The 26,652-nt window shown below is 69.9% G+C and carries 21 protein-coding genes; 10 read left to right on the forward strand and 11 right to left on the reverse strand.

All coding sequences use genetic code 11. The features are described from left to right. Positions 1 to 19 precede the first annotated feature (19 nt). From FOF48_RS29760 to FOF48_RS29785, 7 genes are all read right to left on the reverse strand, one after another. On the reverse strand, positions 20 to 1,738 hold the full coding sequence (locus tag FOF48_RS29760) for a DEAD/DEAH box helicase (protein WP_186002126.1): 1,719 nt from the start codon (positions 1,736 to 1,738) through the stop codon (positions 20 to 22). Then, positions 1,705 to 1,911: a hypothetical protein gene (locus tag FOF48_RS36615; RefSeq protein ID WP_370456612.1), complete on the reverse strand. Its 207-nt coding sequence runs from the start codon at positions 1,909 to 1,911 to the stop codon at positions 1,705 to 1,707. Before FOF48_RS36615 ends, FOF48_RS29760 begins: the two co-directional genes overlap by 34 nt. A gap of 25 nt (positions 1,912 to 1,936) precedes the next feature. Next, positions 1,937 to 2,578, reverse strand: coding sequence for an adventurous gliding motility protein CglE (gene cglE / locus FOF48_RS29765; RefSeq protein WP_143907140.1), 642 nt, complete (start codon positions 2,576 to 2,578; stop codon positions 1,937 to 1,939). Between the two features lie 115 nt (positions 2,579 to 2,693). Beyond that, on the reverse strand, positions 2,694 to 4,646 hold the full coding sequence (gene gltG, locus FOF48_RS29770; RefSeq protein WP_143907142.1) for an adventurous gliding motility protein GltG: 1,953 nt from the start codon (positions 4,644 to 4,646) through the stop codon (positions 2,694 to 2,696). 79 nt (positions 4,647 to 4,725) lie between these two features. Continuing rightward, positions 4,726 to 4,998, reverse strand: coding sequence for an adventurous gliding motility protein CglF (gene cglF, locus FOF48_RS29775; protein ID WP_143907144.1), 273 nt, complete (start codon positions 4,996 to 4,998; stop codon positions 4,726 to 4,728). A gap of 141 nt (positions 4,999 to 5,139) precedes the next feature. Beyond that, positions 5,140 to 6,579: an adventurous gliding motility TPR repeat lipoprotein GltE gene (gene gltE, locus FOF48_RS29780; protein WP_143907146.1), complete on the reverse strand. Its 1,440-nt coding sequence runs from the start codon at positions 6,577 to 6,579 to the stop codon at positions 5,140 to 5,142. Continuing rightward, complete coding sequence (locus FOF48_RS29785) at positions 6,579 to 10,175, reverse strand: tetratricopeptide repeat protein (protein WP_186002128.1); 3,597 nt, start codon at positions 10,173 to 10,175, stop codon at positions 6,579 to 6,581. The genes gltE and FOF48_RS29785 overlap by 1 nt, the downstream gene beginning before the upstream one ends. 294 nt (positions 10,176 to 10,469) lie before the next feature. Between FOF48_RS29785 and FOF48_RS29790 the strand changes: the two genes are divergently transcribed. Together FOF48_RS29790 and FOF48_RS29795 are read left to right on the forward strand one after the other, a co-directional pair. Continuing rightward, positions 10,470 to 11,123, forward strand: a complete 654-nt coding sequence (locus FOF48_RS29790) for a hypothetical protein (RefSeq protein WP_143907150.1) — start codon at positions 10,470 to 10,472, stop codon at positions 11,121 to 11,123. Positions 11,124 to 11,190: 67 nt separating this feature from the next. Further along, positions 11,191 to 12,147, forward strand: a complete 957-nt coding sequence (locus tag FOF48_RS29795; protein ID WP_143907151.1) for an ATP-binding protein — start codon at positions 11,191 to 11,193, stop codon at positions 12,145 to 12,147. A gap of 44 nt (positions 12,148 to 12,191) precedes the next feature. Here the strand turns inward: FOF48_RS29795 and FOF48_RS29800 are convergent, their stop codons facing one another. Then, positions 12,192 to 14,780 carry a N,N-dimethylformamidase beta subunit family domain-containing protein gene (locus tag FOF48_RS29800; RefSeq protein WP_143907153.1) on the reverse strand — a complete coding sequence of 863 codons (2,589 nt, stop codon included), beginning with the start codon at positions 14,778 to 14,780 and terminating at the stop codon, positions 12,192 to 12,194. Positions 14,781 to 14,944: 164 nt separating this feature from the next. Continuing rightward, positions 14,945 to 16,138, reverse strand: coding sequence for an aspartate kinase (locus FOF48_RS29805; RefSeq protein ID WP_143907156.1), 1,194 nt, complete (start codon positions 16,136 to 16,138; stop codon positions 14,945 to 14,947). Positions 16,139 to 16,180: 42 nt separating this feature from the next. Here FOF48_RS29805 and FOF48_RS29810 point away from each other — a divergent pair, with 42 nt between their 5' ends. Genes FOF48_RS29810 through FOF48_RS29825 form a run of 4 tightly spaced genes read left to right on the forward strand, consistent with a single transcriptional unit; the run spans position 16,181 to position 20,802 of the window. Further along, positions 16,181 to 16,924, forward strand: coding sequence for an ABC transporter ATP-binding protein (locus FOF48_RS29810; protein ID WP_186002129.1), 744 nt, complete (start codon positions 16,181 to 16,183; stop codon positions 16,922 to 16,924). Between the two features lie 37 nt (positions 16,925 to 16,961). Then, positions 16,962 to 17,765 carry an ABC transporter permease gene (locus FOF48_RS29815; RefSeq protein WP_143907158.1) on the forward strand — a complete coding sequence of 268 codons (804 nt, stop codon included), beginning with the start codon at positions 16,962 to 16,964 and terminating at the stop codon, positions 17,763 to 17,765. Between the two features lie 2 nt (positions 17,766 to 17,767). Further along, positions 17,768 to 19,336, forward strand: coding sequence for a GldG family protein (locus FOF48_RS29820; protein WP_143907160.1), 1,569 nt, complete (start codon positions 17,768 to 17,770; stop codon positions 19,334 to 19,336). Then, positions 19,333 to 20,802 carry a DUF4340 domain-containing protein gene (locus FOF48_RS29825; protein WP_143907162.1) on the forward strand — a complete coding sequence of 490 codons (1,470 nt, stop codon included), beginning with the start codon at positions 19,333 to 19,335 and terminating at the stop codon, positions 20,800 to 20,802. Before FOF48_RS29820 ends, FOF48_RS29825 begins: the two co-directional genes overlap by 4 nt. A 7-nt stretch (positions 20,803 to 20,809) precedes the next feature. On the opposite strand, the gene FOF48_RS29830 is transcribed toward FOF48_RS29825, so the two are convergent. Both FOF48_RS29830 and FOF48_RS29835 read right to left on the reverse strand, forming a co-directional pair. Beyond that, entirely contained in the window at positions 20,810 to 21,514 is a 705-nt protein-coding gene (locus FOF48_RS29830) for a metallophosphoesterase (protein WP_143907447.1), read from the reverse strand. Continuing rightward, positions 21,498 to 22,322 carry a nucleotidyltransferase gene (locus tag FOF48_RS29835; RefSeq protein WP_143907164.1) on the reverse strand — a complete coding sequence of 275 codons (825 nt, stop codon included), beginning with the start codon at positions 22,320 to 22,322 and terminating at the stop codon, positions 21,498 to 21,500. The genes FOF48_RS29830 and FOF48_RS29835 overlap by 17 nt, the downstream gene beginning before the upstream one ends. Positions 22,323 to 22,563: 241 nt before the next feature. Between FOF48_RS29835 and FOF48_RS29840 the strand changes: the two genes are divergently transcribed. From FOF48_RS29840 to FOF48_RS29855, 4 genes are read left to right on the forward strand one after another with little or no spacing between them, the layout of a single operon-like run. Then, positions 22,564 to 23,562: a hypothetical protein gene (locus FOF48_RS29840; protein WP_143907166.1), complete on the forward strand. Its 999-nt coding sequence runs from the start codon at positions 22,564 to 22,566 to the stop codon at positions 23,560 to 23,562. A gap of 27 nt (positions 23,563 to 23,589) precedes the next feature. Next, positions 23,590 to 24,132 carry an RNA polymerase sigma factor gene (locus FOF48_RS29845; RefSeq protein ID WP_255442839.1) on the forward strand — a complete coding sequence of 181 codons (543 nt, stop codon included), beginning with the start codon at positions 23,590 to 23,592 and terminating at the stop codon, positions 24,130 to 24,132. Next, positions 24,129 to 24,911 carry a DUF4384 domain-containing protein gene (locus tag FOF48_RS29850; protein ID WP_143907168.1) on the forward strand — a complete coding sequence of 261 codons (783 nt, stop codon included), beginning with the start codon at positions 24,129 to 24,131 and terminating at the stop codon, positions 24,909 to 24,911. Before FOF48_RS29845 ends, FOF48_RS29850 begins: the two co-directional genes overlap by 4 nt. Beyond that, on the forward strand, positions 24,908 to 26,644 hold the full coding sequence (locus FOF48_RS29855) for a caspase family protein (protein ID WP_370456613.1): 1,737 nt from the start codon (positions 24,908 to 24,910) through the stop codon (positions 26,642 to 26,644). The genes FOF48_RS29850 and FOF48_RS29855 overlap by 4 nt, the downstream gene beginning before the upstream one ends. Positions 26,645 to 26,652 lie beyond the last annotated feature (8 nt).

A 26,652-nucleotide genomic window follows, 5' to 3' on the forward strand; every position in this document is an offset into this window, starting at 1 on the left:
ACCCGTCAAACGGCGGGAATTATTGGCTTTCTTGCTCGCCAGCCGAGGAGGCATTTTCCGTCGGCGTCGCCGCGGAGTCCGCGTCGTCACCGGCGTCCGACTTGCTGTCCGCGGGGGGCGTGGCGGGGGCTTCCGGAAGGGCCTTGGCCCGCTCCAGGCCCGCGCTGTCGTTGAGCTGCGTGTACAGGGCGACGGCCTTGTCCCGCTGCTGCAGCTCCTCCGCGAGCTGCGCGGCGCGGGGCAGGTCCCCGAGCTTCTCGTACAGGGGAAGCGCCTTGTCCTTGCGGCCCGCCTGCGTCCACGTCTCCGCGGCGGCGGCGGTGTCGCCCAGCAGCTCCAGCCAGCGGGCGCGGCCAGCCGGCTTCTGCTCCTGTTCGGCGCGGGCCAGCTCGCGCTGCGCGAGCTCCTTGGCCTCGTCCTCCAGCGTGAGCCGCTGCATGAAGTGGAACGCCTTGGGCGGCGGCAGGGGGCTTAGCACCTCCACGGCCTCGCGCCGCTGGCCCACGGCCACCAGCAGGGTCGCCGCGCCCAGCCGGTCGCCACGCTCCACCAGGGCCTTCACCTCCATGCCCCGGATGCGGTTGGCGCTGGCCATGTCCCGGGCACGCTCGTACGCCTTGCGCGCCAGGGTCAGCTTGTTCGCGCGCTCGTACGCGAGCGCCGCCTGGTCGAACTGACGCGCGCGCTCGTACAGGCGGGCGACGTTCTCGAAGTCGGCCTTGGCGACGTAGTGCTCCATGAGCAGCTCGTACGCACCGGCCTTCTCCAGCGTGGGGCCGATCTGCTCCGCGGGCAGCGTGCCCACGAGCCGGCGGGCCGCGTCGTTGTCCTGGCCGGACAGCGCCGTGCGCAGCGCGCTCTTCAGGTCCCCGCCCGCCTCGAACAGGCGGGTGGCGTCGGCGAAGCCGTTGTTGCGCTCGTGCAGCCGCGCCGCGTCGCGCGTGCGGCCCATGGCCTCCAGCTGCGTCGCCTGCTCCTTCCAGTCGCCCGTCAGCTCCGGCATCGGCGCGCGCTCGGGGCGCTCACCGCGAGGAGGACGCTCGCCACGCTCCGGACGGTCGCCCCGGGGCGGACGCTCGCGCCGCTCACCGGCCGCGCCCGCTTCCGAGCGCTCGCCGCGAGGAGGACGCTCCCCGCGGGGAGGACGCTCGCCACGCTCCCGGCGCTCGCCAGGACCGCCGCGCTCCGGACGGTCGGAGCGCTCGCGGCGCTCCTCGCTCCGGGCAGGCGCCTCGGGCTCCGGCGACGGCTCGCGACCGCTCAGGGCGAAGGCCGACTGGGAACGCTCGGAGTCGCCAGCGGCGCGCCAGACGCGGCCCACCAGCGCCATCACGTCCACCCAGGCCGCGTGCTTCTCCTTCGCGGGATCCACGGCCGGAGCCGCGGGGGCGGCCTCGGCGGGCGCACCCCCTTCGGCCGGCGCGGCGCCCTCGCCAGCACCTTCCGCGGCCGGAGCCTCGGAGGGAGCGGCGGCTTCCGTCGATGCGGCGGCTTCCGGAGCCGCGGCCTCGGCGCCCGCTTCCGGCAGGGCCGGCTTCGGCTGGCGCTGCACGCGAAGGAGCGTGGTGATGAGGCGACCGCGCGTGTTGAGGTCCAGGTCGTCCAGCGACTTGAGGTTCATGGGCCGCAGCGAGCGGACGATGGCCTCCAGCGGACCCTTTTCGGCGGGGAAGTCGTTCTTGGAGAGCGCCTTCTCCAGCACGCTCAACTCGGCGATGACGCGCTGGCCGGGCCCCACCGGGCCCGCGTCGCGATCACGGCCACGGCCTTCTCCCCGGCCGCGTCCTTCACCCCGGCCACCGCCAGGGCCACCCCGGCCACCGAAGCCGCCCGGTCCATCACGGCGAGGCCCCTGGCCCGGCGCGCCCCCATTCGGACCGCGTCCACCCGGACGCGATCCACCGCTTCCATTCTCCTGAGCCACGTGAATCTCCCGCTAGAACGCGTAGCGAATGTTGGGCGCCACCGCGAACCCGAAGGCGCCCTTGGAGGCGAGGTAGTTCCCCGTGACCTCCAGCCCCACCGAGAAGTGGCGCAGCCGCGTGTAGTACTCCACTCCGGGCCCGGCAAACACAAGAATGTCGGAATCCGGAAGGAGCTTCTTGGGAGAGAACATCGCGTACCCCGCACCCACGCGGGCGTAGATCCAGGTGCGCTTGACCTCCTGGCTGTCGGCGAAGCCCACCAGGCGGGCGCGCAGCACGGCGCCAGGCACCAGCATGGAGAAGTCACCGGAGGCCGCACCCTGCGAATAACCGACATAGTCGGACCCCGCGCGGTTCACGGCCCCCATGAAGAAGACGCCCAGCGACAGGCGCTCCCCCAGGTCGACGCCCAGCTCCACCTGGGCCATCTGTCCGGAGGAGAAGGGCCGAGGCCCCTGGGAAGCAGGCGGGTTGGCGATCCACGACGGGCCGCCGTACACGCCGAAGTACACACCGCGCTCGACCTCGTTGAAGGTCACCGCGGGCCGGTCCTGTGTCGCATTGGAACCGGCACTGGGGGTGTCCTGCGCGCCCGCCATCGCGGGAAGGAGGAACGCGGCGCACAGGGCGAGAGGAGCAAGGACTTTCTGCATGGAAGGCGGCCTGGGGGATGGCGGGAATCCCGCGGGGACGGGAGGCTGAAGTGAAGAAGCGGGCAGCCCTGTCGCCAGGACCGCCCGCGAGAAACTCGGATGTGTTGATTCTAGGTCAGTCACCGGCCTGCTTGAAGATGAACGGATAGGTGACGATCACGGAGCCGCCACCCTTGGGCTCCGGGAACTTCCAGGTGCGCACGCGGCCCGCGACGCAGGTCTCCAGGTCCGAGTTGCCCGCCGTGGACTGCGCGACGTTGGACGTGGCCACCGAGCCGTTGGCGCTGATGATGAACTTCACGGACACCTTGCCGCCCAGCTTGGGGAAGCGGTTGAGCAGGCTCTCGTAGCAGTAGCGGATCTGCCCGCGGTTGCGCTGGATGACCTGGCGGATGAGCTCCTTGTCCAGCGAGCCCATGACCTCCGGATCCGAGGACGTGATGCCCACGTCCACGCTCTGCTTGCCGCCCAGCGTGCCCACGCCGGTGCCGTAGCTGCCGCTGCCGCCACCGCGGCCCTTGGTGCCGATGCCGCCGATGCCAATGCTGTCACCGGTGCCGCCACCGCCGCCGCCGCTGCCGCGCAGCCCCAGGCCGCCGAAGCCGCCCGCGTCGCCCGTCTTGGCGCCGAACATGTTGCCCATGGCGCTCTTGAGCTCGCCGCCCAGGCCCGCCTTGCCGAAGATGGTGGAGATGCCTCCCTTGCCGCCGCCGAAGATCTTGGCGGTCAGGGCGCGCGCCTCGTCCTTCTTGTTCGGGTCGCCCTTGGTCACGGTGCGGGTGTTCGCCTTGGCCGCGTCCTTCTTGCCCATCTGGCCTTCGTCGTTGCGCGACTTCTGGGCGATCTCGCCGGACTTCTTCTCCTTCTGCTGGTTCAGCTTCTCCAGGAACTTGTTCTTCTGGGTCTCGGGGGGCTTGATGATCAGCTTCGCGATGCGCGCGTCATTGCCCGCGAGTTCGTCCGCGTACTCGTCCCCTTCCCCGCTCCGGTTCATGGAGTGGATGACGAACGCGGTGGCGATGAAGAACATCACCAGGAAGATGTTGAGCGCCGTGTAGTCGATGTTCTCGCCCACCGGCACGACGACGCGCTTGGGCACCGGCTGGAACTGCGCCTCCAGCGTGAGGCCGCCCAGGTCCACCCAGAAGAAGTCGTCCGCCTCGAGCGTCAGCGCGTAGGCGTCCCCATCCTGCGAAGCCTTGCCGGACTCCATGACGGCTTCCAGGTCCAGCGTCTCGCCCTTGCGGGTGAGCTCGCCCTTCATCTTGCGCGCGAAGCGCACGCTGAAGCCCTGGCCGTCGGTGCGCAGCACTTCGAACGCGGGGCCGCCCAGCTTGGCGTCGCCCATCACGAAGTCCACGCCCTTGGCGCTGCCCACCGTGAAGCCCTTCTTCGCGCCGGGGGGCACGAAGAACTCGCCCACGCGCTGGTCGCCCCAGAGCAGGCGCAGCGACACGCCCTGCGGGCCGCTGGACTTGGTGCGGCGCACGGTGCGCACGCGCGGCGAGGCCTCCGCTTCCTCCGCGGGGGCCTCCGGCGCACGGGCGGTGGGCGCCACGGCGTTCTTCTGCGTGGGCGCGACGGACGCATCCATCGCCGCGGCGGGCGCGGGCGGCGCGGCGACGGGCGCCGTCACGGCGGGCGCGACCGGAGCGGCCACGGCCTGCGCGATGGCGGCGGCGGGGACCACGGGCGCGACGGTGGGGTTCTTGTCCGTGGGCGCGTCCGCCTGCGCGACGGCGGCGGCCAGGTTCACCGCGGCCACGGCGGCCGGGTTCTCCAGGCGGATGGTGGTGCCGCCCACGCGGATCTCGTCACCGAAGGAGACCTGCCCCTTGTTGACGCGCTTGCCGTTGACGTAGGTGCCTTCGACGCTGCCCATGTCGATGATGGACATGGAGCCGTCGGCCGCGACCTCGATGACGGAGTGGATGCGGCTGACCTTCTCATCCTCCAGGCACAGGTGCGCGGAGGACAGACGGCCAATCTTGATGATGTCGCGCTCGTAGTCCTTGGAGGCGACCAGCGTGTCGCCCTTGAAGACCTTGAGTGTCAGGGGTACGGCCATGGACGGCTCCCGGTAGGCTTTGGCGCTCTTGGACAACGGTGCCGGCGGGAGGTTCCCACCGTCAGTGCGTGGTGGCGGATTACAGCTCGCCCACGGACTGCATCACCTTGTCCTCGAAGTCTTCGCGGATGCGGATGAGGTTGGAGTGCTTCACGGTCTTGCGCGCCTCGACGTACTCGCCATCCGGCTTCGTGAGGTCACCCTCGATGGTGTCGTCCTCGAAGTCGACGTTGGTCGTCTTCTGCATCTTGGCGCCACCACCCGCACCACCGCCCTGCGCCTTGCCGCCCTCGTCCTGGGCGAAAGCCGGGGCCACCGACAGCGTCACGCACAGCATCAGCCACTTCCGCATCCTGCCTCCACGTGGGGCCACGTCCCGGGCCCACTGGTGTTTCCGCATGGCGGCCCCCGCATGACGCGCGAGGGGACCGCAAGGTTCGCATCTTCCCGAGCCGCACCGCCAGCGTGAAGCCACTGGCGGGCGTCTCCCACATCACAGCAGGTCGTCCGAAGGTTCCTCGGAGTCCGCCGGCGCTGCATTCTTCTGGGCAGGCGCCGTCTGGGTGCCGCCCGCGGGGGTGGCCTGCGGCTGCTTGCCGGTGGCGGCCGCCGGGGTGGCCTGCGGAGCGGTGCCGGTCCCCGTGCCGGAAGCGGGCGTCGCGGCGTTGGGCGCGGGCGCGCCCTTCTGCTTCGCCTCCTCGGCCTTCATCGCGGCCTGCTGCTGGGCCTGAAGCGCCTCCATCTGCTTGGCCTGGTCCTCCGCGGCCTTCGCCTCGCGCTTGGCCTGCACGATGCTGTCCGCCTCGCGCATCAGGCCAAAGACAGGGGCCTCCGCGTGGAGCGCGACCTCGCCGCCCGCCAGGGCGATGTACTTCTTGTACAGCTCCACCGCGCGCTCGGGGGCGTCCTTCACCTTGTGCAGGATGATGCCGCGGTTGAGGTACGTGGCGCCCAGGTCCGGGTTGAGCTTCTCCGCCTCGTCGTACTCCTGCATGGCCTTGTCGAACTGGCCCTGGCCCTTGAGCGCGATGCCCAGGTCCACGTGCGCGGCGGCGTTCTTGCCATCCGCCTGGAGGATGCGGCGCAGGTGCTCCTCCGCGCCGGGGAAGTCCTCCGCGTTGAGCGCCAGCTGGGCCAGCTCCACGTGCGACGGCACGTAGTCCGCCTTCGCCTCCAGCGCGCTCTTGAACTGCAGGCGCGCGCCCTCGGTGTCGCCCTCCTTCAGCAGGATGAGGCCCACGGCGTGGTGCAGCTCCGGATCCGCGCCGTCCAGCTTCACCGCGCGCAGCGCGACCAGCTTCGCCATCGCCAGCTGCTTGCGCTCCAGGTAGCTGCGGATCATCACCTTCAAGGCGTTGGTGTTCATCGGGTCGCGCATGAGCGCGGCGCGAGACAGCTCCATCGCCTTGTCGTGGTCGTTGTTCTGCCGGTAGATCTCCGCCAGGCGCGCGCGCGAGCCGGCGTCGTCCGGGTAGCGGGTGAGCACGTCCTGGTAGAGCGCCACCGCGCCGGCCACGTCGCCGCCGTTCTGGCGCATGATGGCCAGGTTGTCCGACGCCTGCCGCAGGGACGGCTTCTTGGTGAGCGCGGACGCGTAGCGCGCCTTCGCCTCGTCGGGCTTGCCCATGCGCTCGGCGATGACGCCCAGGTTGTACTCGGCCTCCGCGAGGTTCTGGTCCGCCTCCAGGGCGGCCTTGAACTTGCGCTCCAGCGACGGGTAGTCGAACGCCTTGGCCTTCTTCTGCGCGTCGAAGGACTTCACCGCGTCATCGAACAGCAGCATGGCGCGGTTGGAGATGGACACCGGGCCCGTGGGGGCGGCGACGGGCTTCGCCACCGGCGGCGGGGCCGCGGTCTGGGTGGTGGAGCAGCCGACGGCGGTCAGCGCCAACGTGGCCAGCAGGAGGGGGCGGAACGAGTGCGTGCGGTTCATTAGAGGAAGTCCTCCGGCTCCTGATCATCAACGGTCTTCTTGGGGGCGTTGCCGTCCTTGGCCGCGGCGGCGGGCTTGGCCAGCTCGGACTCGGTCTGCTGGCGCAGCTGATTGGTGAGCGCCGACAGGTCCTCGTTGAGCGCCTCGCTCTTGGCCAGCTTCTCCGGTTCGGCCTTGGCGACCGGGGGCGGGATGTCCTGCACGGCGGCCAGCACGTCCCCCCCCAGCACCAGCTGCTTGTTCTTCAGCGCCACCTTCTCCTCCAGCACCTCCGGGTACCGGTCCGGCGCGTAGGTGTTGCGGAGGATCTTCAGGCTCGCCGCGGCGCAGTCGTTGAACACGCCCAGCTCACGGCTCTTGGCCACCGCGCCGGAGAAGGCCTCCGTGGCCTTGTCCTTGAGCGGCTGCGCCTGGTTGCTGAACTCGTCGCGCAGCGCCTGCTGCGACTCCTCGTCCAGGCCGCGCGGCATGGGCGCGTTCACCACCAGGTCGGCCATGTGGTCGTACGCGAGGCCAATGCGCTGCAGCGCGCAGATGGCCGGATCCGGGGCGCCCAGGGCCACCGTCTGCACGTACTTCTTCTGCACGACCTCCAGCGCGCGGCCCTTGTCGGCCAGCGAGCCCTTGAAGCGCTCCGGCGACGGCGGCACGCCCCAGTACAGCTTCAGGCGCTTGAACTCGTTCCAGTCCGGCTCGATGGCCAGCAGGTTCGCCTGCGCGGCGGCGGCCAGCGCGGGCTTCTCCAGCGTGGTCTGCTGCCGGCGGGGCAGCTGGTCGAAGTAGTCGAAGATGCGCTTGTTCATGCGCCGCACGTCGTTCGTCTTCTTCATCTTCGCGTAGATGTCGACGATGCGGCCCTCCGCCATCAGGAACTTGCTGGAGGAGCGCATGTTGTCGCGCTCGTACTCCTCCAGCAGCTTGATGGCCTTCATGTAGACGCCCTGCTTCACGTGCAGGTCCACGATGGAGAGGAACACGTCCTCGGCGTCCTTCGACTTGGGCCACAGCTCCAGGTAGTGCTCGCGGTTCTTGAGCGCGGCCTTCAGCTGGCCCAGGCCCTCGCGGTAGGTGGCCGCGTTGAACAGGGCGATCTGCGCCTTGGACTCGTCCCACTTCTGCACCACGCCGGGCTTCGCGGGCGCGTCGTCGTTGGCGGCCTGCTTCGCCTTGGCGTGCTTGCCGCCCTTCGCCTTGGACTTCGCCGCGGGGGCGCCGCCCTTCTCGCTCAGGTTGCGCTCATAGCCGCGCACGTAGAGTTCGTAGGTGCCCGCCGCGTCCTCGAAGTCACCGATGGCCTCCAGCGCCTCCGCGTTCGCGTAGATGGAGTCCGGCACGTACTTGGACCGGGGGTACTCCGCGAACAGGCGCTTGCGGACCTCGATGGCCTTGTCCAGGCTCTTCGCCTTGTAATAGTCGACGGACGCGTTGTAGAGCGCCAGGTCCGCGATCTCCGTCTGCGGGAAGTCATGGACGAAGTTCAGGTATGCCTCGGCCGCCTTGGAGAACTCCTTCTTCTCCTCCAGTTGGCTGACCAGCTTGAACGACGACTGCTCGATGAGCTTCGCCAGGTCGTCGCGGAACTTGCCGGTGGCCAGCTTGTCGTTGGCGTAGAAGCGGCGGGCCCACTCGTTCACCTTCGCGAAGTCGCCCAGCAGGTTGTACGAGTCCAGGATGAGGTTGGCGGCGATCTCCCCGGCGCGCTGGCCGTCCTCGAACTTGTACTCGGGGTAGCCGAGCGCGATCTCGCTGAAGCGCAGCACCGCTTCGTCGAAGTGGTTGTGGCGGTAGTAGATGTTGGCCGCCTTGAAGGCGATCTCCACGCGCTTGTCGCCCTTGGGGACGTACTTGAGGTAGCGCTCGCACGCGTCGAGCAGCGACTTCTTCAGCGTGGGGATGGCGATCTTCTTGGTGATGTCCGTGCCCGCCGACTCGCTCTTGGCCTCGCCGCGCGCCTCGGCCGCCTTGACGACTTCGTCATAGGCGAGGACGGCGTTGTAGGAGGCGTTGGTCAGCCACTTGCCCGGCTTGCCCGGCTTGGGCTTGCCCTTGTCGTCCTTGGCCTCCAGCACCTTGGCGTCCTGGAGGACGACGAGCGTGTAGTTGGCGGCCGCCTTGTCGAAGTTCTGGAGGCTGTCGTTGAGGAGCTCCGCCCAGAAGAAGCGCAGGTCGTACGCCTTGGGGTTCTCCGGGAAGAGCGTGAGGTAGTCGCTGTACACGGCGTCCGCGTACTTGAACGTCTCCTCGTTGCGCGTCTTCTTGCCCTCGTTGTGCCAGGTGACGGCGAGGTTGGAGAGCGTGCGCTCGGACAGCTCCTTCGCCTCGTCGAGCGCCTTCTTGTCCTTGTCGTCCTTGATGACGCCAGAGGACTCCACGTCCTTCATGATCTTCACGAGCCGGCGCACCTGGGCCACGGTGCGCTCCTTGTTGCCCATGCGCAGGATGCAGTCGACGATCTTCCCCTGGAAGCCCGGGGCCTCCGGCGACAGCGGCTTCTCCTTGATCAGCGCGTTGAAGGTGATGGCCGCTTCGCGGTCCTTGCCGTCGCCGTAGTAGAGGTTCGCGAGCTGCTTCATCATCGCGAAGCGGTCCTCTGGATTGGTGGCGACCTTGCTGAAGTCCGCGCGGGCCTGCGTCACGTCACCCTCGCGGGCGAACGCGCGCACGTAGTCCGCGCGCGCTTCACGCACGAGCGACCCCTTCGCCTTGGACTTGCCGTCCTTCTCCACGGCGGCGGCGCCCGCCAGTTCGCCGTAGAGGACCACGGTCTTGTACTTGTCCTTCGCGGACTCGTACTCGCCCATGTTGAAGTAGCACCAGCCCTGCTTGTAGAGGGCGAAGGCGTAGACCTGATTCTCCGGGTACTCGGCCGCCTTCTTGTACGCGGCGAGCGCCTTCTCCAGCTCCGGGCGCTTGCCCTTGGAGTTGTTGAAGTAGTACTCGCCGAAGGCGAAGTACGCGTCCGGGAGGTACTTGGACTGCGGGTACTTCTCCACGAGGCGCTTGAACGCGACGAGCGCCTTCTTGTCCTGGCCGTCCTCCATCAGGTACTGGCCGAGGAAGAAGAGCACTTCGTCCGTGCGCTCGAACTTCGGGTACTCCTGGACGATCTTCGTGTACTGCTCCACGGCGTACTTGCCGTTCTCCTTCACCTTCGCCATCAACTCCGCCTTCTCCGCCTTGGCCTTCTGCTGGCCCGCGGCGTCGTTGCGGTTCATGGCGACGATGAGCTCGTCATCCTTCCGGTTGGCTTCGAAGAAGAAGAACTTCGACTCCTCCCAGTAGAGCTCGCCCAGGCGGAACAGCAGGCTGGGGGCTTCCTTCTGATCCGGAGACAGCGAGATGATCTTCTTCAGCGATTCGATCTGCTCGCGGCGCTTCGAGGCGACCTGCACCTCCACGCCCAGGCGGAACTGATCATACTGAAGCGCGGGAGCGGCCTGCTGGGCTTCCTTCGGGCGCGTGATGTCGCCAGCGAGGGACTTGTCCACGGTGGTGGTGGACTTCTTGCCCAGGTCAGCGTCGCGCAGTGCTTTCTTCTCCTGGGCCGAAGCCATGGAAGTCAGGAGAACGAGGCAAACGAGTAGCGAGCGGCGCATGGTCTTCCTAGGAGCGAGGAACCGGCGTCCACGGATGCCTGCTTGCTTGGCAAGTGTCCGGGAATCTTCGGGAATTTCCATGAGGGGACCCGCACTATGCGCGGTTTCCGCAAGGCGGGTCAACTTGGACGGACGGACGTTTGGTCCGTTGGAAAGCAAGCGGGAAAACTTCAATTTCGCTGTGCGCCCGAGGGCACTCCGGCCAGCGAGAGGAAGGTTGCACTGTTGGACCCAGGGGGTATGGGAGGCTGACGGCCGGATGTCTGGCCGCCCTGTCTGGAGCTTTCGCGGATCATGAGCCTTCTGCCGGAGAGCGCCAGCTTCGCGGAGCTGGTGCAGGACTACTTCCTCGCGGTGCGCGGCGCGGGGCTGATGCTGTCCGCGCTGGACACGGAGCTGGTCATCGCGTGGGCGCAGGAGGGCGTGCCCTTCGAGGTGGTGGCGCGGGGCATCTCGCGCTCGGCGGAGAAGGCGCTGTGGGACGCGCGTCCCGGTGAGCCGGTGCTGCGTTCGCTGCGTTCATGCCGGCGGCAGGTGGAGACGGAGATCCGCAAGTACCGCGACCTGTCCGCGGGCCAGGGTGAAGAGCCCCCCTCCACCGCCGCGAAGAAGCGCCCCGCGCGGTCGTGGGAGGAGGTCCGCCACGCGCGCCTGTGCTCGGCGCTCCGTGCCTTGACGGAGCGTGAGGCCGCCCTCGCGCCCCGGGTGCACCGGCTGCTGGACACGGTGCTCGGGAGCGTGCCGCGCGAGCCCGCGGCGATGGATCAGCAGGAGACCTGGGCGCTGCTGGCGCTCCTGCGCGCCCTGCCCTTCGCGGAGCGACGCACGGTGTGGCGCGATGCGCGCACCGGTGAACAGCAGCTGATGACGGCGCGGGCGCGGCGCGTGGCCCGGCGTTTCCGGCTGCAGGCGGCCGTCAGACGGCGGCTGGACATGAAGGAGACCTGAGGGGTTGGCCGAACCCCGGACGCCTGAACGAAAGAGCAGCATACTGACGGCCACGGGGCGCGGTGGTATGGCTGGGCTTGCGATGGCTGCCAAGGCGAACGGCGAGGCGTGTGGGCAGTGCGGCGGGCGGACGTACCTCATCGAGCGGCGCGGGGAGCTTGCGTCGGCGCGGGTGTGTACGTGCTCGGAGGACTGCCCGGTGTGCGGCGGGCGCGGCCACATCCTGGTGCAGAAGGAAGGGACCTTCAGCACGAAGGTGGGCGCCCGGACGTACGAAGTGCTGGAGCCGTGCGTGTGCACGCTGCGGCGCACGCGGGTCGCGCTCTACAACGACGTGCAGATGCCGGGGGTCATGGCGCACGCGTCGTTCGACAACTACCGCCCCTTCAACGAGGCCCAGGACCGGGGCCGGGGCGTGGCGATGCACTTCGCTCACCAGTACGTGAAGGGCGCCACCAACAAGGGCTACGTGCTGAGCGGGCCGGTGGGGACGGGCAAGACGCACCTGCTGGCGGCGACGCTCGCGCACCTGGTGCTGGAGATGGGCGTGCGGGCCCGGTACGTGGAGATCTCCCTCCTGTACGCGACCATCCGGCGCGGCTTCCAGGACGGCAAGAGCGGCGGAGAGATCATCGGGCCGCTGTCGGAGGTCGAGGTGCTGGCCATCGACGAGCTGGGCAAGGGGCGTGGCAGTCCGTTCGAGATGGAGACGCTCGATGAGCTGATCGCCCGGCGCTACAACGCGGGGCGCACGACGCTCTTCGCGACGAACTACTCGCTGGAGCCCGAGCGCAAGGGCACGCGGAGCAGCGCGCCCACGGGCTACCGCACCACGGATGACGCGAGGTCCGCGATGAAGGACGCGGAGCTGCTGCGCGAGCGCGTGGGCGAGCGCATCTACAGCCGGCTGTGCGAGATGTGCACCTTCGTGGAGCTGCCGCGCGACACCCCGGACCGGCGGCGCACGCGGCAGGAGATGGACGCCCCGCCGCCGCTGGGCGGGATGCGCAACCCGGGGCGTTGATCCGCGGCGTCCGCCGTGGAGCCGCGTCCTTTCGGGCGGACACCTCAGCGCTTGATGGCGCGGATCAGCGAGTTGCCGGCGTCCGCCACGTAGAGGGTGCCCTCCGGCCCCACCGCGAGCCCCGCGGGGAGCACCAGCTGGGCCTCCTTGCCTGCGCCATCCTCGGCGCCATAACGGCCGCTGCCCGCGAGCGTGGTCAGCTTCCGCGGCTCACCCGCCGCGTCGAAGACGAGCCGGCGCACGCGGTAGTTGCCGGGGTCGGAGATCGCGAGCGAACCATCCGTCAGCAGCGCCAGGCCCAGATACGGCATGAGCTGGGCGTCCCTCGCGTCTCCGTCGCTGAAGCCGGGCGTCGAGCCCGTCATCACGCGGGTGACGCCGTCGCGCACGCGCACCACCCGGGCCATCCCGCTCTCCACCACGTACGTGGTGCCATCCGCCGCCTGCGCCACCGCGGAGGGCCGGTAGAGCCAGTCGCCGGGGAGGGTCGTCACCGGATTGCCGGGCGTCACCATGTCGATGCGGCGGATGACGCCGTTGTTCAGGTCCGCCACGAGCAGCGCCGTGCCATCCGCGGTGAAGGACAGGCCCGCGGGCTGGTTGAAGGTCGCGTCGTGCGCGGGGCCATCCTGATAGCCAGGGGTGCTGCCCGCGAACACGTCCGCCCGGCCCTCGGGGGTGATGCGCCGGATGAGCGCATTCTCCGTGTCGGACACGTAGAGGTTGCCCAGCGCGTCCGCGGCGAGGCCCATGGGGCCGGAGAGCCCGGTGAGGATCGTGCGGACCTGTCCGCCCACAGCCACGCGCTTGACGGCGTTGCCCAGCGCGTCCGCCACCGCCCAGCCGCCGTCCGGCAACACGGCGACCGCGAGCGGTGCGCCCAGCGCATCCGGCGCCACCTTGCTGTCCGAGTAGCAGCGCTTGCCAGGGGTCCCCGCCACCGTCTGCACGGACTGCGCGAAGGGCCCCTGGGCCGCGGAGGCCGCGGGGGGCTGGAACCGCACCAGGTCCGCCGGCACCTTCTGGCCCAGCGCCTTGTAGAGCACGTTGGCCACGATACGGGCCGCGCGTGGATCCGCCTCGCGCTCCGTCACCCCGGCCAGCTTCTGCACGAAGTCGATGCCGCCCGCCGAGAACACGTACGCGTCCCCCTGCTTGCGCACGACCATGTGAGAGAAGCCAAAGCCACCCTGGAGCGAGAGCGCCGGGGACTCGGCGAGCACGTCCACGCCAGCGGGCTGGCGGCCGTTGTCCACCAGTTGGTCCATCTCGTAGCCGTTCGCCATCCACAGCGTGTCCCCTGCCTTGAGGCCCGTGCCCGCGAGGGCCCAGTGGTCCGGGCGGGTGATGACGGAGGGAAAGGGCCACTGGTGCCAGCGCGCCGCGAACTGCACGCCCAGCAGCGCGTTCTCCGGACGGGGCGCGGGCAGGTCGCGGAACTTCACCGTCCTGCGCTGGTCCTTGTAGGGGTCCTCGGGCGCGCCCTTGTAGCAGGTGACGATCCGGCGCGGCCGTCCGTCCGCCGAGGGCTCGAAGCGCACCTGCCAGTAGGCGTTGTTCGCGCCCAGATTGAGGACGGACCGGCCCTCGGAGAGCGCGCGGTCCGCGAAGTCGCGCTGTCGGGATGACCAGTACTCATCGTGGCCGGACATCACGAACACCTTCGCGCCCCGCAGGACATCGTAGGTTTCGTCCAGGTCCTCGTCGGTGAAGTAGCCCACGTCCAGGTCCTGGGACTCCAGCCACGTCACGAGGCTGAGGTCGTCCGTCATCAGGTGCCCTGCCCCCTGCCCCCGGTAGAAGGGCCGGTCATACGAGGACTGGAAGGCGCGCGAGACACCATGCGCCTTCATCACGCCCTGCTGATCATCGTAGAGGCTGGTGCCGCCCCAGGTGTTGTAGGCCGCCCAGGTGGCGGTGGGGATGAGCACCGCCACTTCCGAGCGAGGGTTGGCGTCGCGAACGAAGAAGGGCACGTAGCGTGAGGGCCGGTCGTCACGCACGAGCTTCACCACGTACACGCCGCGGACCCAGTCCTCCCGGATGGGGATGTCGAGCGTGGGCGACCAGCCACAGGCGATGATGCCCGTCGTCGGATCCACCGGACAGTCCGGCTGCCGGGTGCCTTGCACCGGGCCGCCGCGCGCGACCTCGCGGGCTCCCGTGCCGCCGTAGTAGCCCATGCGGTAGACGAACCAGGAGAACTTCCGCGCCTCCGACAAGGAAACCGCCACCCGCAGCGACTCACCCGGCTTCACGGTGGACTGGAGGGCGTAGCCTTCAATCTCCCGGCTGTTGGCGTTCTTGTCGATGCGCCAGCTGGGGGTGCCCTTCCTCTGGTTCTCCCGGCGCACCGCGTCCGCGTCACGCGCGGGCAGCGCCAAGCCCCCGTCCGGCAGCGTGCCAGCATCCGGTTCGTCTTCCGGCATGCCCGCGTCGTATTCGGGAACGACGACGCCACCGTCAGAGCCGGCCCACACACCCCCGCCGTCATGGCTGAGGGGTGGCTCATCGTGGCGGTCGCCGGGCGGAGGCGTTCCAGGCGCCGGGCCGGAGTCCTTGCATCCGGTGGCGCCCGTCGCCAGGAGCGCCAACACCACCCCCAGCCCCATCCACCCATGCCCGTGTCGCATGCCCGACCCTCCCCGGTGTTCAGGAACGGAGGGTAGGCATCGACTTCAGGGAGGGAAGCGCCCTCCCCTGATAGGGAACCGGCGTTCGACAGTTGATGGCCGCCTGCCCCCCAGTGCGGCGCGCAAGTCACCGGATCAACGAAGGTCCGGCGGCGCCGCGGATGTCAGCTGCCCAGCAGTTCGCGGTGCAGGCGGGCCGTCAACGTCTTGAGGTGGGTCTTGTCGACCAGGAGCGTCACCTGGAGCGGCGAGGTGCTCACGGCGTGCACCTGGGCGGACAGGTCCTCGGCCGCGGACAGGGCCTTGCGCAGCGGCACCCAGTCCGCGTTGAGCCCCACGCCCACGCAGGTGACGGTGCCCCATGTGTCCCGCCACTCCACCGCCGCGCCGAACCGCGTGGCCAGCTCGCGCTGGAGCGCCTCCGGGCCGTGCACATCCGCGAGCGGCACCGCGAGGAACGCGCGCCCCTGCGCACCCGGCAGGGCGTCATGGGCCAGCGTGCGGCCGCGCACCGCGCGCGCGTCCAGGAACTCCAGCAGCTCTTGCAAGGGCACGCTGGCGTGGGCGACGAGCACGGCCATCTCCGCGTCGGCCGTCACGCCCTTGACGCGGCTGTCGGTGGGCACGGCCAGCTCCTGCACGCGGGTGCCGGTGCCCTGGCCGTGCGCGGTGCGCGCGAGGATGGTGATGCCGCGCGACTTGGCCCACTCCACGGCCTGGGCGTTGAGCACCTTGGCTCCGGCGCTCGCCAGCTCCTGCATCTCGTCGTAGCTCAGCGACTCCAGCTTGCGCGCGTCCGGCACGACGCGCGGATCCGCGCTGAAGACGCCGTCCACGTCCGAGTAGATTTCACAGGCCTCCGCCTCCAGCGCCGCCGCCAGCGCGACCGCGGTGGTGTCCGAGCCGCCGCGTCCCAGCGTCGTCACCTCCTTCTTGTAGGAGACGCCCTGGTAGCCCGCGACGATGACGACCTTGCCGTTGGCCAGCTCGTCCTGGATGCGGTACGGCCGCACCTCCACGATGCGCGCCTGCGCGTGCGCGTCGTTGGTGATGATGCCGCTCTGGCTGCCGGTGAAGCTGATGGCCGGCACGCCCTGCTCCTGGAGCGCCATGGACAGGAGCGCCATGGAGATGCGCTCGCCGCAGGTCAGGAGCATGTCCAGTTCACGCCGGGGCGGATCCTGGGACACGCCCTTGGCCAGCGCCAGCAGGTCGTCCGTGGTGTCGCCCATGGCGCTGACCACGACCACGACCTGGTACCCCGCGTCCCGCTTCTGCTTCACGCGACGGGCGACCTTGCCCAGCTTCTCCGCATCAGCGACCGATGAGCCGCCGTACTTCTGCACCACGATTGGCATCCACGCCTCGCTTCCCGGGCAGTGTAGAGTTCACCCCCGCGCATGCCAATCACCGAGAAGCCCATCATCGAGGTGCGCAACCTCACCCGGCGCTACCGCGATCGCGTGGCCATCGAGGACCTGTCCTTCACCGTGGGTGAGGGGGAGCTGCTGGGCTTCCTCGGGCCCAACGGCGCGGGCAAGTCCACCACGATGAAGATCCTCACCGGCTTCCTGCCGCCCTCCGAGGGCAGCGCGAAGGTGGCGGGCTTCGACGTGTCCACGCACCCGATGGAGGTCAAACGGCGCATCGGGTACCTGCCAGAGACACCCCCGCTGTATCCGGAGCTGACGGTGCACGGCTACCTGGCGTTCGTGGCCGCGCTCAAGCAGCTGCCCGGCCGCGCCGTGAAGGCGGAGGTGGAGCGGGTGGCGGGGCTCACCGGCGTGAGCGACGTGCTGGGCCGCGTGCTCCAGAACCTGTCCAAGGGCTTCCAGCAGCGCGTGGGCATCGCGCAGGCGCTCATCGGGTCACCGCCGGTGCTCATCCTCGACGAGCCCACAGAGGGCCTGGATCCCGCGCAGCGCGCGGACCTGCGGGCACTGATTCGCGGCCTGTCGGGGAAGCACACGGTGCTGCTCTCCACGCACATCCTCCCGGAGGTGACCGTGACGTGCGAGAAGGTGCTCATCCTCCACCAGGGCCGCGTGGTGGCCCATGACGCCATCGACCGGCTGGCGAAGTCCCATGGCCAGGCGGAGCACGCGTCGCTGGAAGAAGTCTTCATCAAGCTGACCGCCGCCTGACGGCCGCGCCCTCCCCTTCCCCAAGGAACCTCCGCGCATGCGCACCGCCCTGGCCATTGCCCGCAAGGAACTGGCCGTCGCCTTCACCACCCCGTGGGCCTATGCCGTGTTCACGGCCATGGCGGCGCTGTCGTCGTTCTTCTTCGTCAGCCTGCTGGAGCAGTTCCAGCAGGTGCAGTCCCTGGCGCGCGAGCACGGCTGGAGCCGGCTGCCTCCGGACTCCATCGTCTATCGCAACCTCACCGACGGCGTGGTGGTGCAGCTGTGGGGCGTGGTGCTGATCATCACGCTCTTCGTCGCGCCCTTCCTGTCCATGCGCCTGTTCGCGGAGGAGAAGCGCCAGAAGACGTTCGCGCTGCTCCTGACGACGCCGGTGCGGCCGGTGGACATCGTGCTGGGCAAGTACCTGGGCGGGCTGGGGCTCATCTTCGTGACGCTGGGGCTGACGCTGGTGTTCCCGGTGCTCCTGTCCGTGGTGGGCTCGGGCGTATCCGGGCCCGCGCTCGAGTGGCCCACGGTGCTCCTGGGCTACGGCGCGGTGTTGCTCTGGGGCGCCACCTGCATGGCGGTGGGGCTGTTCATCTCCGCGCTCACGGAGAGCCAGATGCTGGCGGCCTTCCTCACCTTCACCGTGCTGCTGCCGTGGATGCTCCTGCGGGGCGTGGCCCAGTCCACCGCGGAGCCCCTGCGCTCGTTCCTGAGCTACCTGTCCTTCGATACCCAGTTGCAGGGCATGATCCAGGGCGTCCTGGAAGTGCAGGCGCTGGTGTTCTTCGCGTCCGTCATCCTGTTCTCGCTGCTGCTCACCCACCGCGCGGTGGAAGCGCAGCGCTACGCGTGACCATGAGAGCGACCCACGTCACCCGGGTGCTGGGGGCCTTTGGCCTGCTGCTCCTGCTGTCCAGCCCGTTCACGCTGTTCCTCACCTCCGGCAGCGTGGCGCTCGCGGGTGGCAAGGCCGTGCTGGGCGCGGCGATGCTCGCGGCGTACGTCGTCACGCACCGCCAGGAGCTGAGGCGCGCGGGCTCGCGCCGCACGGGCCGGTTCCTCGCGTCCACGGTGCTCACCACGCTGGGCGTGCTGGGCGTGCTGGTGGCGCTCAACGTCATCGCCTTCCAGAAGAACCGGCGGTGGGACCTGACGCGGGAGCGCATCTTCTCGCTCGCGCCCCAGACGCTCCAGACGCTCGCGGGCCTGAAGGAGCGGGCGCACGCGCTGGCGCTCATCCCGCCCACGCACCCGTCCTATGGCGAGTTGGAGGAGCTGTTCCGGCGCTACCACGAGGCGGCACCGGACACGTTCGACTTCGCCTTCGTGGATCCGCGCCGCGAGCCGTCCCTGGCCGCGAAGTACCAGCTCAAGGAAGGCCAGACGCTGGTCGTCGTGTCCCGCGGCGAGGGTGACGCCGCGCCGCACACCCCGCTGCCGATTCCTTCCGAGCAGGAGCTGACCAACGCCCTGATCCAGCTGGGCGCGGCGGGCACGCAGAAGGTGTACTTCGTCGAGGGGCACGGCGAGTGGCCCCTGGAGACACCGCAGGGCCCCCAGGGTCCTGGCGACGGACTGTCGGAGCTCCGGCGCCAGTTGCTGCGTGAAGGCTATCGCCCCGAACCCCTCAACCTCCTGGGCCTGAAGGAGGTGCCTCGCGACGCGGGGCTGCTGGTCATCGCGGGAGCGAAGGAGGACTACACGGCGCCGGAGGTGGCGGCCCTCCGCACCTACCTGGGAGAGGGCGGCCGGCTGCTGTACTTCACCGACGTGAACACGGCGGACGGCCTGGGCCTGTTCCTCGCGGACTACGGCATCCAGGTGGACGAAGGCGTGGCGGCGGACTCGCAGTTCAACTCGGGCAACCCGTTCGTCCTCGTGTCCAACTTCTACGGCAAGCACGTCATCACCCGCCCCCTCCAGGAGCGCGGGTTCAACGTGCAGCTGCCCACCGTGCGCAGCTTCACGCTGTTCCGCGAGGGCTTCCTGCCCGGGGTGGCGGTGGAGCCCGTGCTCCTGAGCTCGCCCTACGCCTGGGTGGAGACGAAGCCCCAGGAGGACACCACGCCGTCCGACGGCGAGAAGATGGGGCAGCTCACGCTCGTGGCCGCCGCGACCCGGGACACGCGCGGCGCGGAAGCCCGACGCTTCGACGAGGCACGGCTGGTGGCGGTGGGGGATTCGGAGCTGCTGCTGGATCCGAACTGGGGCCATGAGGCCAACCGCAACCTGGTGATGAATGCCCTGGGCTGGGCCTCCCATCAGGTGGAGAAGATCACCCTGCGCCCGCCCGACCGGGAGACCTCCACCCTGGAGCTGAGCGAGGACCAGATGCGGACGCTGCGCTTCGTCTCCACCGACCTGCTCCCGCTGTCGCTGCTGGGGGTGGGGCTGGCCGTCTGGCTGTCGCGGAGGAACCGGTGAGGCCCTTCGCCGGGGTGCTGCTGGGCTTCGTGGCCGTGTGGCCCCTGGCGTGTTCACGCGAAGCGGAGAAGCCCCCACCACCGCCCAGGCTCTTCGCGACGGAGCCCGTGGAAGCAGTGCGCGGCCCGGCGCCTTCGGCGGCGCCCGTCTTCACCCACCTGACGGTGAAGGCCCGGGGCGCCACCACGGAGCTGGAACACACCCCGGAGGGCTGGCGGCTCGTGGCCCCCGTGGAGGCGAAGGCGGATCCGTACGCGGTGGAGGCCCTGGTTCAACAGCTCACCTCGGCGAAGTTCAAGGCCACGGTGAATGCCTCGCCGTCGGACGCGGACCTGAGGAAGTACGGCCTTGCGTCGCCGGCCTTCACCGTGACCGCGCGGGCCTACCTTCCGGACTCGAACGGCGAAGGCGCGGACACCCCAGCCCGGCAGCGCACGGTGACGTTGGCTGGCGGGGATGAGAACCCCTTCGATGGCTCCGTCTACGTGCGCCGTGAGGGAGATGCGACCGTCTACGCGGCGGACGGCGCCGTGCGGTACTCGCTCGACAAGGGCCCCTTCGAGCTGCGCGCCAAGGAGTTCCTGGGGCCGCTGGACGTCGCGTCGCTCCAGTCCATCGAGGTCACGGCGAAGGGCCACGCGTACGTGCTGACGCGCGAAGTGGACGGCAAGGCGTGGCGGATGGACAAGCCGGAGAAGACCCGCGCGAACGCCGGCCGCCTGGCGGAGCTGCTCAAGGAGTTCGCGGGCCAGCAGGCCCTGTCGTTCCCCGAGGACACCGCCGCCCAGCGCAAGGCCCTGGGCCTGGACACCCCGGTCGTGGATGCGCGCTTCGTCCCCTCTTCCGGCGAGCCCATCCGCGTGCGGCTGGCCCAGGGGACGCGAGAGGGAACTCCCACGGTCCATGCCCTGCGCGAGCAGGGCACGCAGGCCACGCTGGCGGAGGTGGATGCGCGCGCGCTGACGACGCTGGATGTTGGCGTGCAGGAGCTGAAGGACCGGCGCGTGCTCGCGTTCCCACGCGAGGCCGTGCGGCGCATGGAGTTCCACCCCGGGGGCAAGGCGGCCCCCGTGGTGGTGTCTCGCGGCGCGGAAGGCGGCGATGCGTGGAAGGTGGAGGGGCCTGACGGAGGCCGCGCCCTGCACTTCCGCGTGGTGAAGCTCCTGGGCCGGCTGGAGACCTTGAGAGCCGCCGCGTTTGGCGAAGCGAATGTGAAGCGCTGGGAGCGCTACGGCATCCGCGACGCGTTCCGGGGCGTCGTGCTCCGGGACGCGGAGGGGCGCGAGCTGGCGCGGCTGTGGCTGGGCGACGCGGTCCCCGGCGAGGAAGAACGGCTCTACGCGCGCGGCTCCGGCCCGGACCTGGTGGAGCTGTCCGCGAGCGCGGTCGAGGATCTGCCCACGCACGCCGCGGATCTTCAGGAGGCGCCGCCCGGGGGCCCCGACGCCGGAGCCCCCGCGCCCTGAAGGAGCGCTACACCTCCAACAGGGCGAAGCGCTGCTCGGGCGTGAACTTGGTGAGCAGCGGCATGGCCACGTTGAGCACCGGGATGCCGCTCTTCGTCTTGCCTTCGCGCGCGCCGTGGTGCGCGTGGCCGTGGAAGACGTAGGCCGCGCCATAGTGGTCGATGGGCATCGACAGGCGGCTCGTCCCCAGGAAGGGGCGGATCTCGATGTTCTCCCCCTCCAGCGTCTCCGGGATGGGGGCGTAGTGCATGATCACGACCTTCTTGGGCGTGTCCAGGTGGCTGAGCGCCGCCTCCAGCTTGAGCGACTCCGTGACGGCCTCCTGCACGAAGGACTTCGTCTGCCCCTCGCCGAACGCCTGCAACGTCGCGTTGCCGAAGCCACCGCCGAAGCCCTTCACGCCCGCGACGCCCAGCACCTTCTCGAAGATGAAGTGGTCGCCGTCGAGGATGTGCACACCGACCTTGGAGAGCTCCGAGCAGATGTCCTTCACCTGCCCGTGGTCGTAGTCGTGGTTGCCCAGCACCGCCGCGCACGGGACTCGCAGGGCCGACAGCTCCTCGGCCAGCACCTTCCCTTCTTCAATCATCCCGCGATCCGTCAGGTCCCCGCACAGCAACAGCAGGTCCGCCGAGGCGTTCACCTGCTTGATGAGCTGACGGAAGCGCCCGTGCTGGTCGTCCCGGCAATGCAGGTCACCGACCGCCGCCAGCCGTATCTTCGAGCTCGGATCTCGCGCCACGTGTTCCCCCCTCGGGTCTTTCCTGCTCGTCCCACGCCCGGCCGTCCCCAAATCCCCAGTGGTGGATGTCCACGTGGTAGTTCACCTTGGACACGAGGTTGCCGCGGCACAGGCGCTCATCCCAACCGCCGTCGCGCACGGTCTGGAGCGTGCGCCCCATCAGCTCCGTCATCACGAAGTTGGGCACGATGTCGCGCTCGCTGGGATAGGCGAAGCGGAACATCATCAGGTGGCTGAGGAGCACCTCCCAATAGCGGTCGAACCGCCGGAGGATGCGCTCCCAGTCCATCTCCCGCCCCGCCTTGAGGATGAGGTGGTTGATGTCCGCGCCGTCGTAGCGCTCCCGCTCGGTGACGAAGGCCTTGGACCAGATCATCTCCTCGGCCGGCGCGATGAGGCACTCGTAGCCGAAGATGGTGGCCTTCTTCGCGTGGGTGAACCACTCGTCGTCCACCGTCGCCACGCCGTTGCCGGAGGAGAAGATGAAGTCGACGAAGTAGTCGCCCTTGAAGGCCTTGTAGAGCCACACCTCGTCGGGGCGCTCGGTGCGCCACCCATCCTTCTCCAGCACGGCCAGGGCCCGGATGGCGTCCCGCTTGCGGGGGAACAGGTCCAGGTCCTTCGTGTCGCGATAGATGCCGGTATAGGTGGCGTAGGCATACGCCCCCCCCACCACGAACGGGATCCCGGCCTCATGGAGCAGGCCGACGGCTCTGGCCCGGGCGTTGATCTCGTCCGGAGCACGCTCCCGCTCGGCCAGCGTGGCGTCCGTACCCATCTCCCCGGGATGGTTCGGGTGTCGTTTTTCCATGGGCGAAAGGTAGGGACGGCCCATTTCGACCGTCGGGCAGGCGGCCGAGGGCGGCCGGAGAGCAGCCAGCCAGCCGCCAAGCCCCTGGTTTCATTGGGCGTTTCCAAGCCAAGCGAGCCCCTTTTCTGTTTTTCGGCGGGCCTGTGTCCATAGGAGCGAATTCCCTGCCGCACGGCCCGCATGACGGGCCCCGAAAGGACACGACGCCATGCTGCGCAAGAGCCTGCTGTGTGCCTCCCTGCTGTTCGCCGGCTGCAACGATGCCCAGAGCACCGACGCCGACACGTTCCGCGATGGCCTGCCCTCCAAGGAGATGACGCAGGTGAAGGCGCCGAAGCAGAACGGCCAGGGCCTGACGGCGGAGGGGCCGTCCGCGATGTACGGACAAGGGCAGAAGGCCGAGTACTACCAGGCCACGGTGGCGGCCACGCTGGCGGTGAACGGCGGCACGCTGTGGGTGCTCGGCCTCATCGAGCAGATCACCAAGTATCCGCCGACGACGCTGGAGGAGAACAAGGCGGTGTGGGGTCCGAGCACGGAGGCCCTGAGCCCCACGACGTGGCGGCTGACGGTGACGAAGTCCGGGGACGCGTCGTTCTCGTGGGTGCTGGAGGGCAAGGCGAAGGCGGCGGACGACAGCGCGTTCCGCGCGGTGCTGTCCGGCACGCAGGTGGTGGCGGTGGACGCGAACGGCGAGCGCATGAAGGGCTTCGGCTCCGGCGAGCTGCTCATCGACTGGGACGCGTCGCGCACCCTGCCGGACGCCGACGACAACGTGGGCACGGTGGAGATCCGCTACGCGCGCCCGAGCGCCACGGCGGAGGCCACGGTGGACGCGGACTTCCACCAGGTGCGTGACGAGAACGACGCCAGCAAGCGCGTGGACGGGAACTACCACTACAAGGCGTCCGCGACGGCGGGCGGCGAGTTCGAGTTCGCGACGTACAAGGACATCGACAACGGCAACCCGCTGCGCGCGAAGCTGGAGAAGCTGTCCATCAAGAGCCGTTGGGCGGCGACGGGCGTGGGCCGCTCGGACGTGAAGGTGACGGGGGGCGACCTGGTGGGCGAGGCCACGCTGAACGAGTGCTGGGATGCCAACTTCCTCAGCACCTACTTCCGCGTCAGCCTGGACCCCCGCCTGGGCTACGGCGAAGTGGAGGCCGCCTGCGGTGGCTTCAACGCGGCGGTGTACTCGTCGCTGTGAGGTTCCTCGCGGTAGGCTGAGCCGCGCGTGACCGGACCGACCCCGCTGGCCCTGAAGGTGGTGCCTCCCCGTCCCACCGAGGACCGGCGGGCCGTCCTGCGCGAGCTGTATGTGAAGTACGGCGGCAGCGTGCGTGAGCGCTGCCGTTATCTGCTGAAGGACGCGAGCCGGGCGGAGGACGCGATGCACGACGTCTTCGCCCGCGCGCTGGTGCACGGGGATTCGTTCCGGGCGGAGGCCTCTCCGCTCACGTGGCTGATGAAGATCGCCACGCACCACTGCCTCAACCAGCTGCGCTCGGAAGGGGCGGCGTGGCGCCGGTGGTTCGCGAGGGACGCGGCGGCCCGCTCGGAGGGCCACGGCGGAGCGGAGGAGATGGAGACGCGGGACCTGGTGCGCAAGCTGCTGGCCCGGGTGGACCCAGAGACGCAGGCCGCGGCGATCCACTACCACGTGGATGGAATGACCCTGGAAGAGGTGGCCGGGGTGCTGGGGCGGTCGGTGCCCACGGTGAGGAAGCGGTTGGAGCATTTCGCGGAGCTGGGTGGAGAGGAGCTGAGCGTCCGATGAGCGCGCACGAGTCGACCTGGACATTGCGTCGCCTGCACGCCGGCGAGCTGCCCGCCCTGGAAGCCACCCGCGCCCGGGAGCACGCCGACGCGTGCGAGAGGTGTGGCGCGACGCTCCGCTCGTTCGCGGAGGCGCAGGCCGCCTTCGAGGCGGAGGTGCCCTTCGAACGCTTCGAGGCGGGCGTGGAGCAGGCCCGCGAGAAGCAGCCCCAGGCACGGAGTGAGCCGGCGCCCAGCACGCGCTGGGTCCGGCCGCTGATGGCGGTGGCGGCGTCGGTGGGGGTGCTGGTGTTGGCGCGGCCGATGCTGGAGCGCGGCGGGGTTTCGGATCCGGTGGCGGGCAACCGGCTCAAGGGCGGCGCGAGCGCGGAGCTGCGCATCGGTGGCGGCGGGGAACCACAGCGCGTGGCGAGCGTGGACGCGCCGGAGGGGCTGCGGCCCGGGGAGCGGGTGCGGCTGGGCTATTCAGCGGAGGCGTTCCGCTACGTGGCGGCGCTGTCGGTGGATGCGCAGGGTGAGGTGACGCCGCTGTATCCCGAGTCCGGCGACAGCCTGTCGGTCGAGCCGGGCGCCGGACAGCACTGGCTGCCAGAGAGCGTGGAGTTCACCGGCGCGGGCGCGGAGCGCGTGGTGCTGGTCCTGACGGACACGCCCGTGTCGATGGACACGTTGAGCGACGCGGCCCGGAAGGCCTTCGCGGCGGCGGGGCGGGACGTCACGCGCATGGCCCCGCTGGATGTGGCGGGAGCGCAGACGCAGTGGGTCCTGCTGAAGCCATGAGCAACGGCCCCGTCAGACACCGCGCGCCGGGACGGACACCGCCTGTCCAGCTCCGCCGGACGCGAGCCGTGGTGGTCTCCATCCCCGCGTGGGTGTCGGCCGTCGTGCGGGGCCTTCGCGCGCCAGGACAAAGAGCGGCCCCCTTTATCGCGAGCGCGCGCGCATGGCTTCCCCTGCTCGTGGTCGCCTGGGTGTCCACCGCCCACGCGGACACGCTGCACCGCTTCGCGCTCATCGCGGGCAACGACGCAGGCGGAGCGGACACGCGGCCCTTGAGCTACGCGCGCGGCGATGCGCGCAAGATGCACGACCTGCTCACGCGGCTGGGCGGTGTCGCGCCGTCCGACGCGAAGCTCCTGCTGAACAACGACGCGAAGGACTTCCTCCTCGCGCTGTCGGAGCTGGAGCAACGGGCGCGCGCGGCGCAGGCGCGAGGCGAGCGCACCGCGCTGTTCGTCTACTACTCCGGACATGCGAAGGACGGCGCGCTGCGCCTGGGTGACTCCCGGCTGGCCTTCGACGCGCTCAAGCGCCGGTTGGCCGACGCCCCCGTGGACATCCGCATCGCCATCCTGGACTCGTGCCGCTCCGGCGCGCTCACGCGCACCAAGGGCGCGCGCAAGGCCCCCGCCTTCGACGTGGAGTCCGGCGCGGCGCGCGATGCCCGCGGCGTCGTCATCCTCACCTCCAGCGCCGCGGACGAGGACTCCCAGGAGTCGGACGCGCTGGGTGGCAGCTACTTCTCCCACCACCTGGCGAGCGGGCTGCTGGGCGACGCGGACCGCAGCGGCGATGGGCGCGTGACGCTCTTCGAGGCCTATTCGCACGCCTACGCGCGCACCGTCGCGGACACCGCCGACAGCAGCGCGGGCCCCCAGCACCCCACCTTCAGCTACGACCTCGCGGGCAACGGCGACCTCGTCCTCACCGACCTGCGCGCGAGCGCCGAGGGGCTGGTCGTGCCCGGCAGCGCCCCGGCGGGCTCGTACTACTTCGTGGATCCAGGCGGCCTCGTCGTCGCGGAGCTGGACAAGGCCGAGGACGCGGAGCGCCGCGTGGCCCTGGCTCCCGGCACGTACCGCGTGAAGCGCCGGCTCAGTGACCGGCTGCGCATTGGCGAGGTGGAGGTCACTCGCGGCCGGACCACCGTGTTGCAGGAGCCGCGGCTGAAGGACGCCCCCTTCTCCGACGATCCCGTGAAGGGCGCGGCGCGGGACCGGGGCTCCTGGTGGGCCTTCGGGCTCACCGGAGGCCTCCAGTCCTTCTTCGACCCGGAAGTGCGCCAGTCGCTCTTCCTCTCCGTGCCCCTCTTCGGCGCGGAGGCCGAGCTGCACGACTACTTCAGACGCGACTGGATCTGGGGCTTCGACGCGGTGGTGGGCGGCACGAAGAGCGTGCTGGCGCTGCCCACGCTCGCGGGGCCGGCCTACCGGTACTCCGTGGTGAACGTGGGCACCAGCCTCACCGCCGAGTGGCCCCTGGGCCGCGTCGCGCCCTTCGTGGGCGCGCGGGTCGCGTACCTGGTCATGAACCGCCGGTTCGACGACGCGGCGTTCCCGGATCAGCACTTCGCCATGGTGTCGCCGGGACTGGTGACCGGAGCGCGCTTCCGGCTCACGCCCCGCGTGCAGCTCACCGCGCGAAGCCGCCTGCAGTACCTCCAATACACGGTCGATGCGCAGCGCTCCCTGGGGTACTGGGAGCTGGCGGCGCTCCTCACGTACGAGCCATGAGGGAGCAC

It is taken from the genome of Corallococcus sp. Z5C101001 (assembly GCF_007352635.1).
Lineage (GTDB): Bacteria > Myxococcota > Myxococcia > Myxococcales > Myxococcaceae > Corallococcus > Corallococcus silvisoli.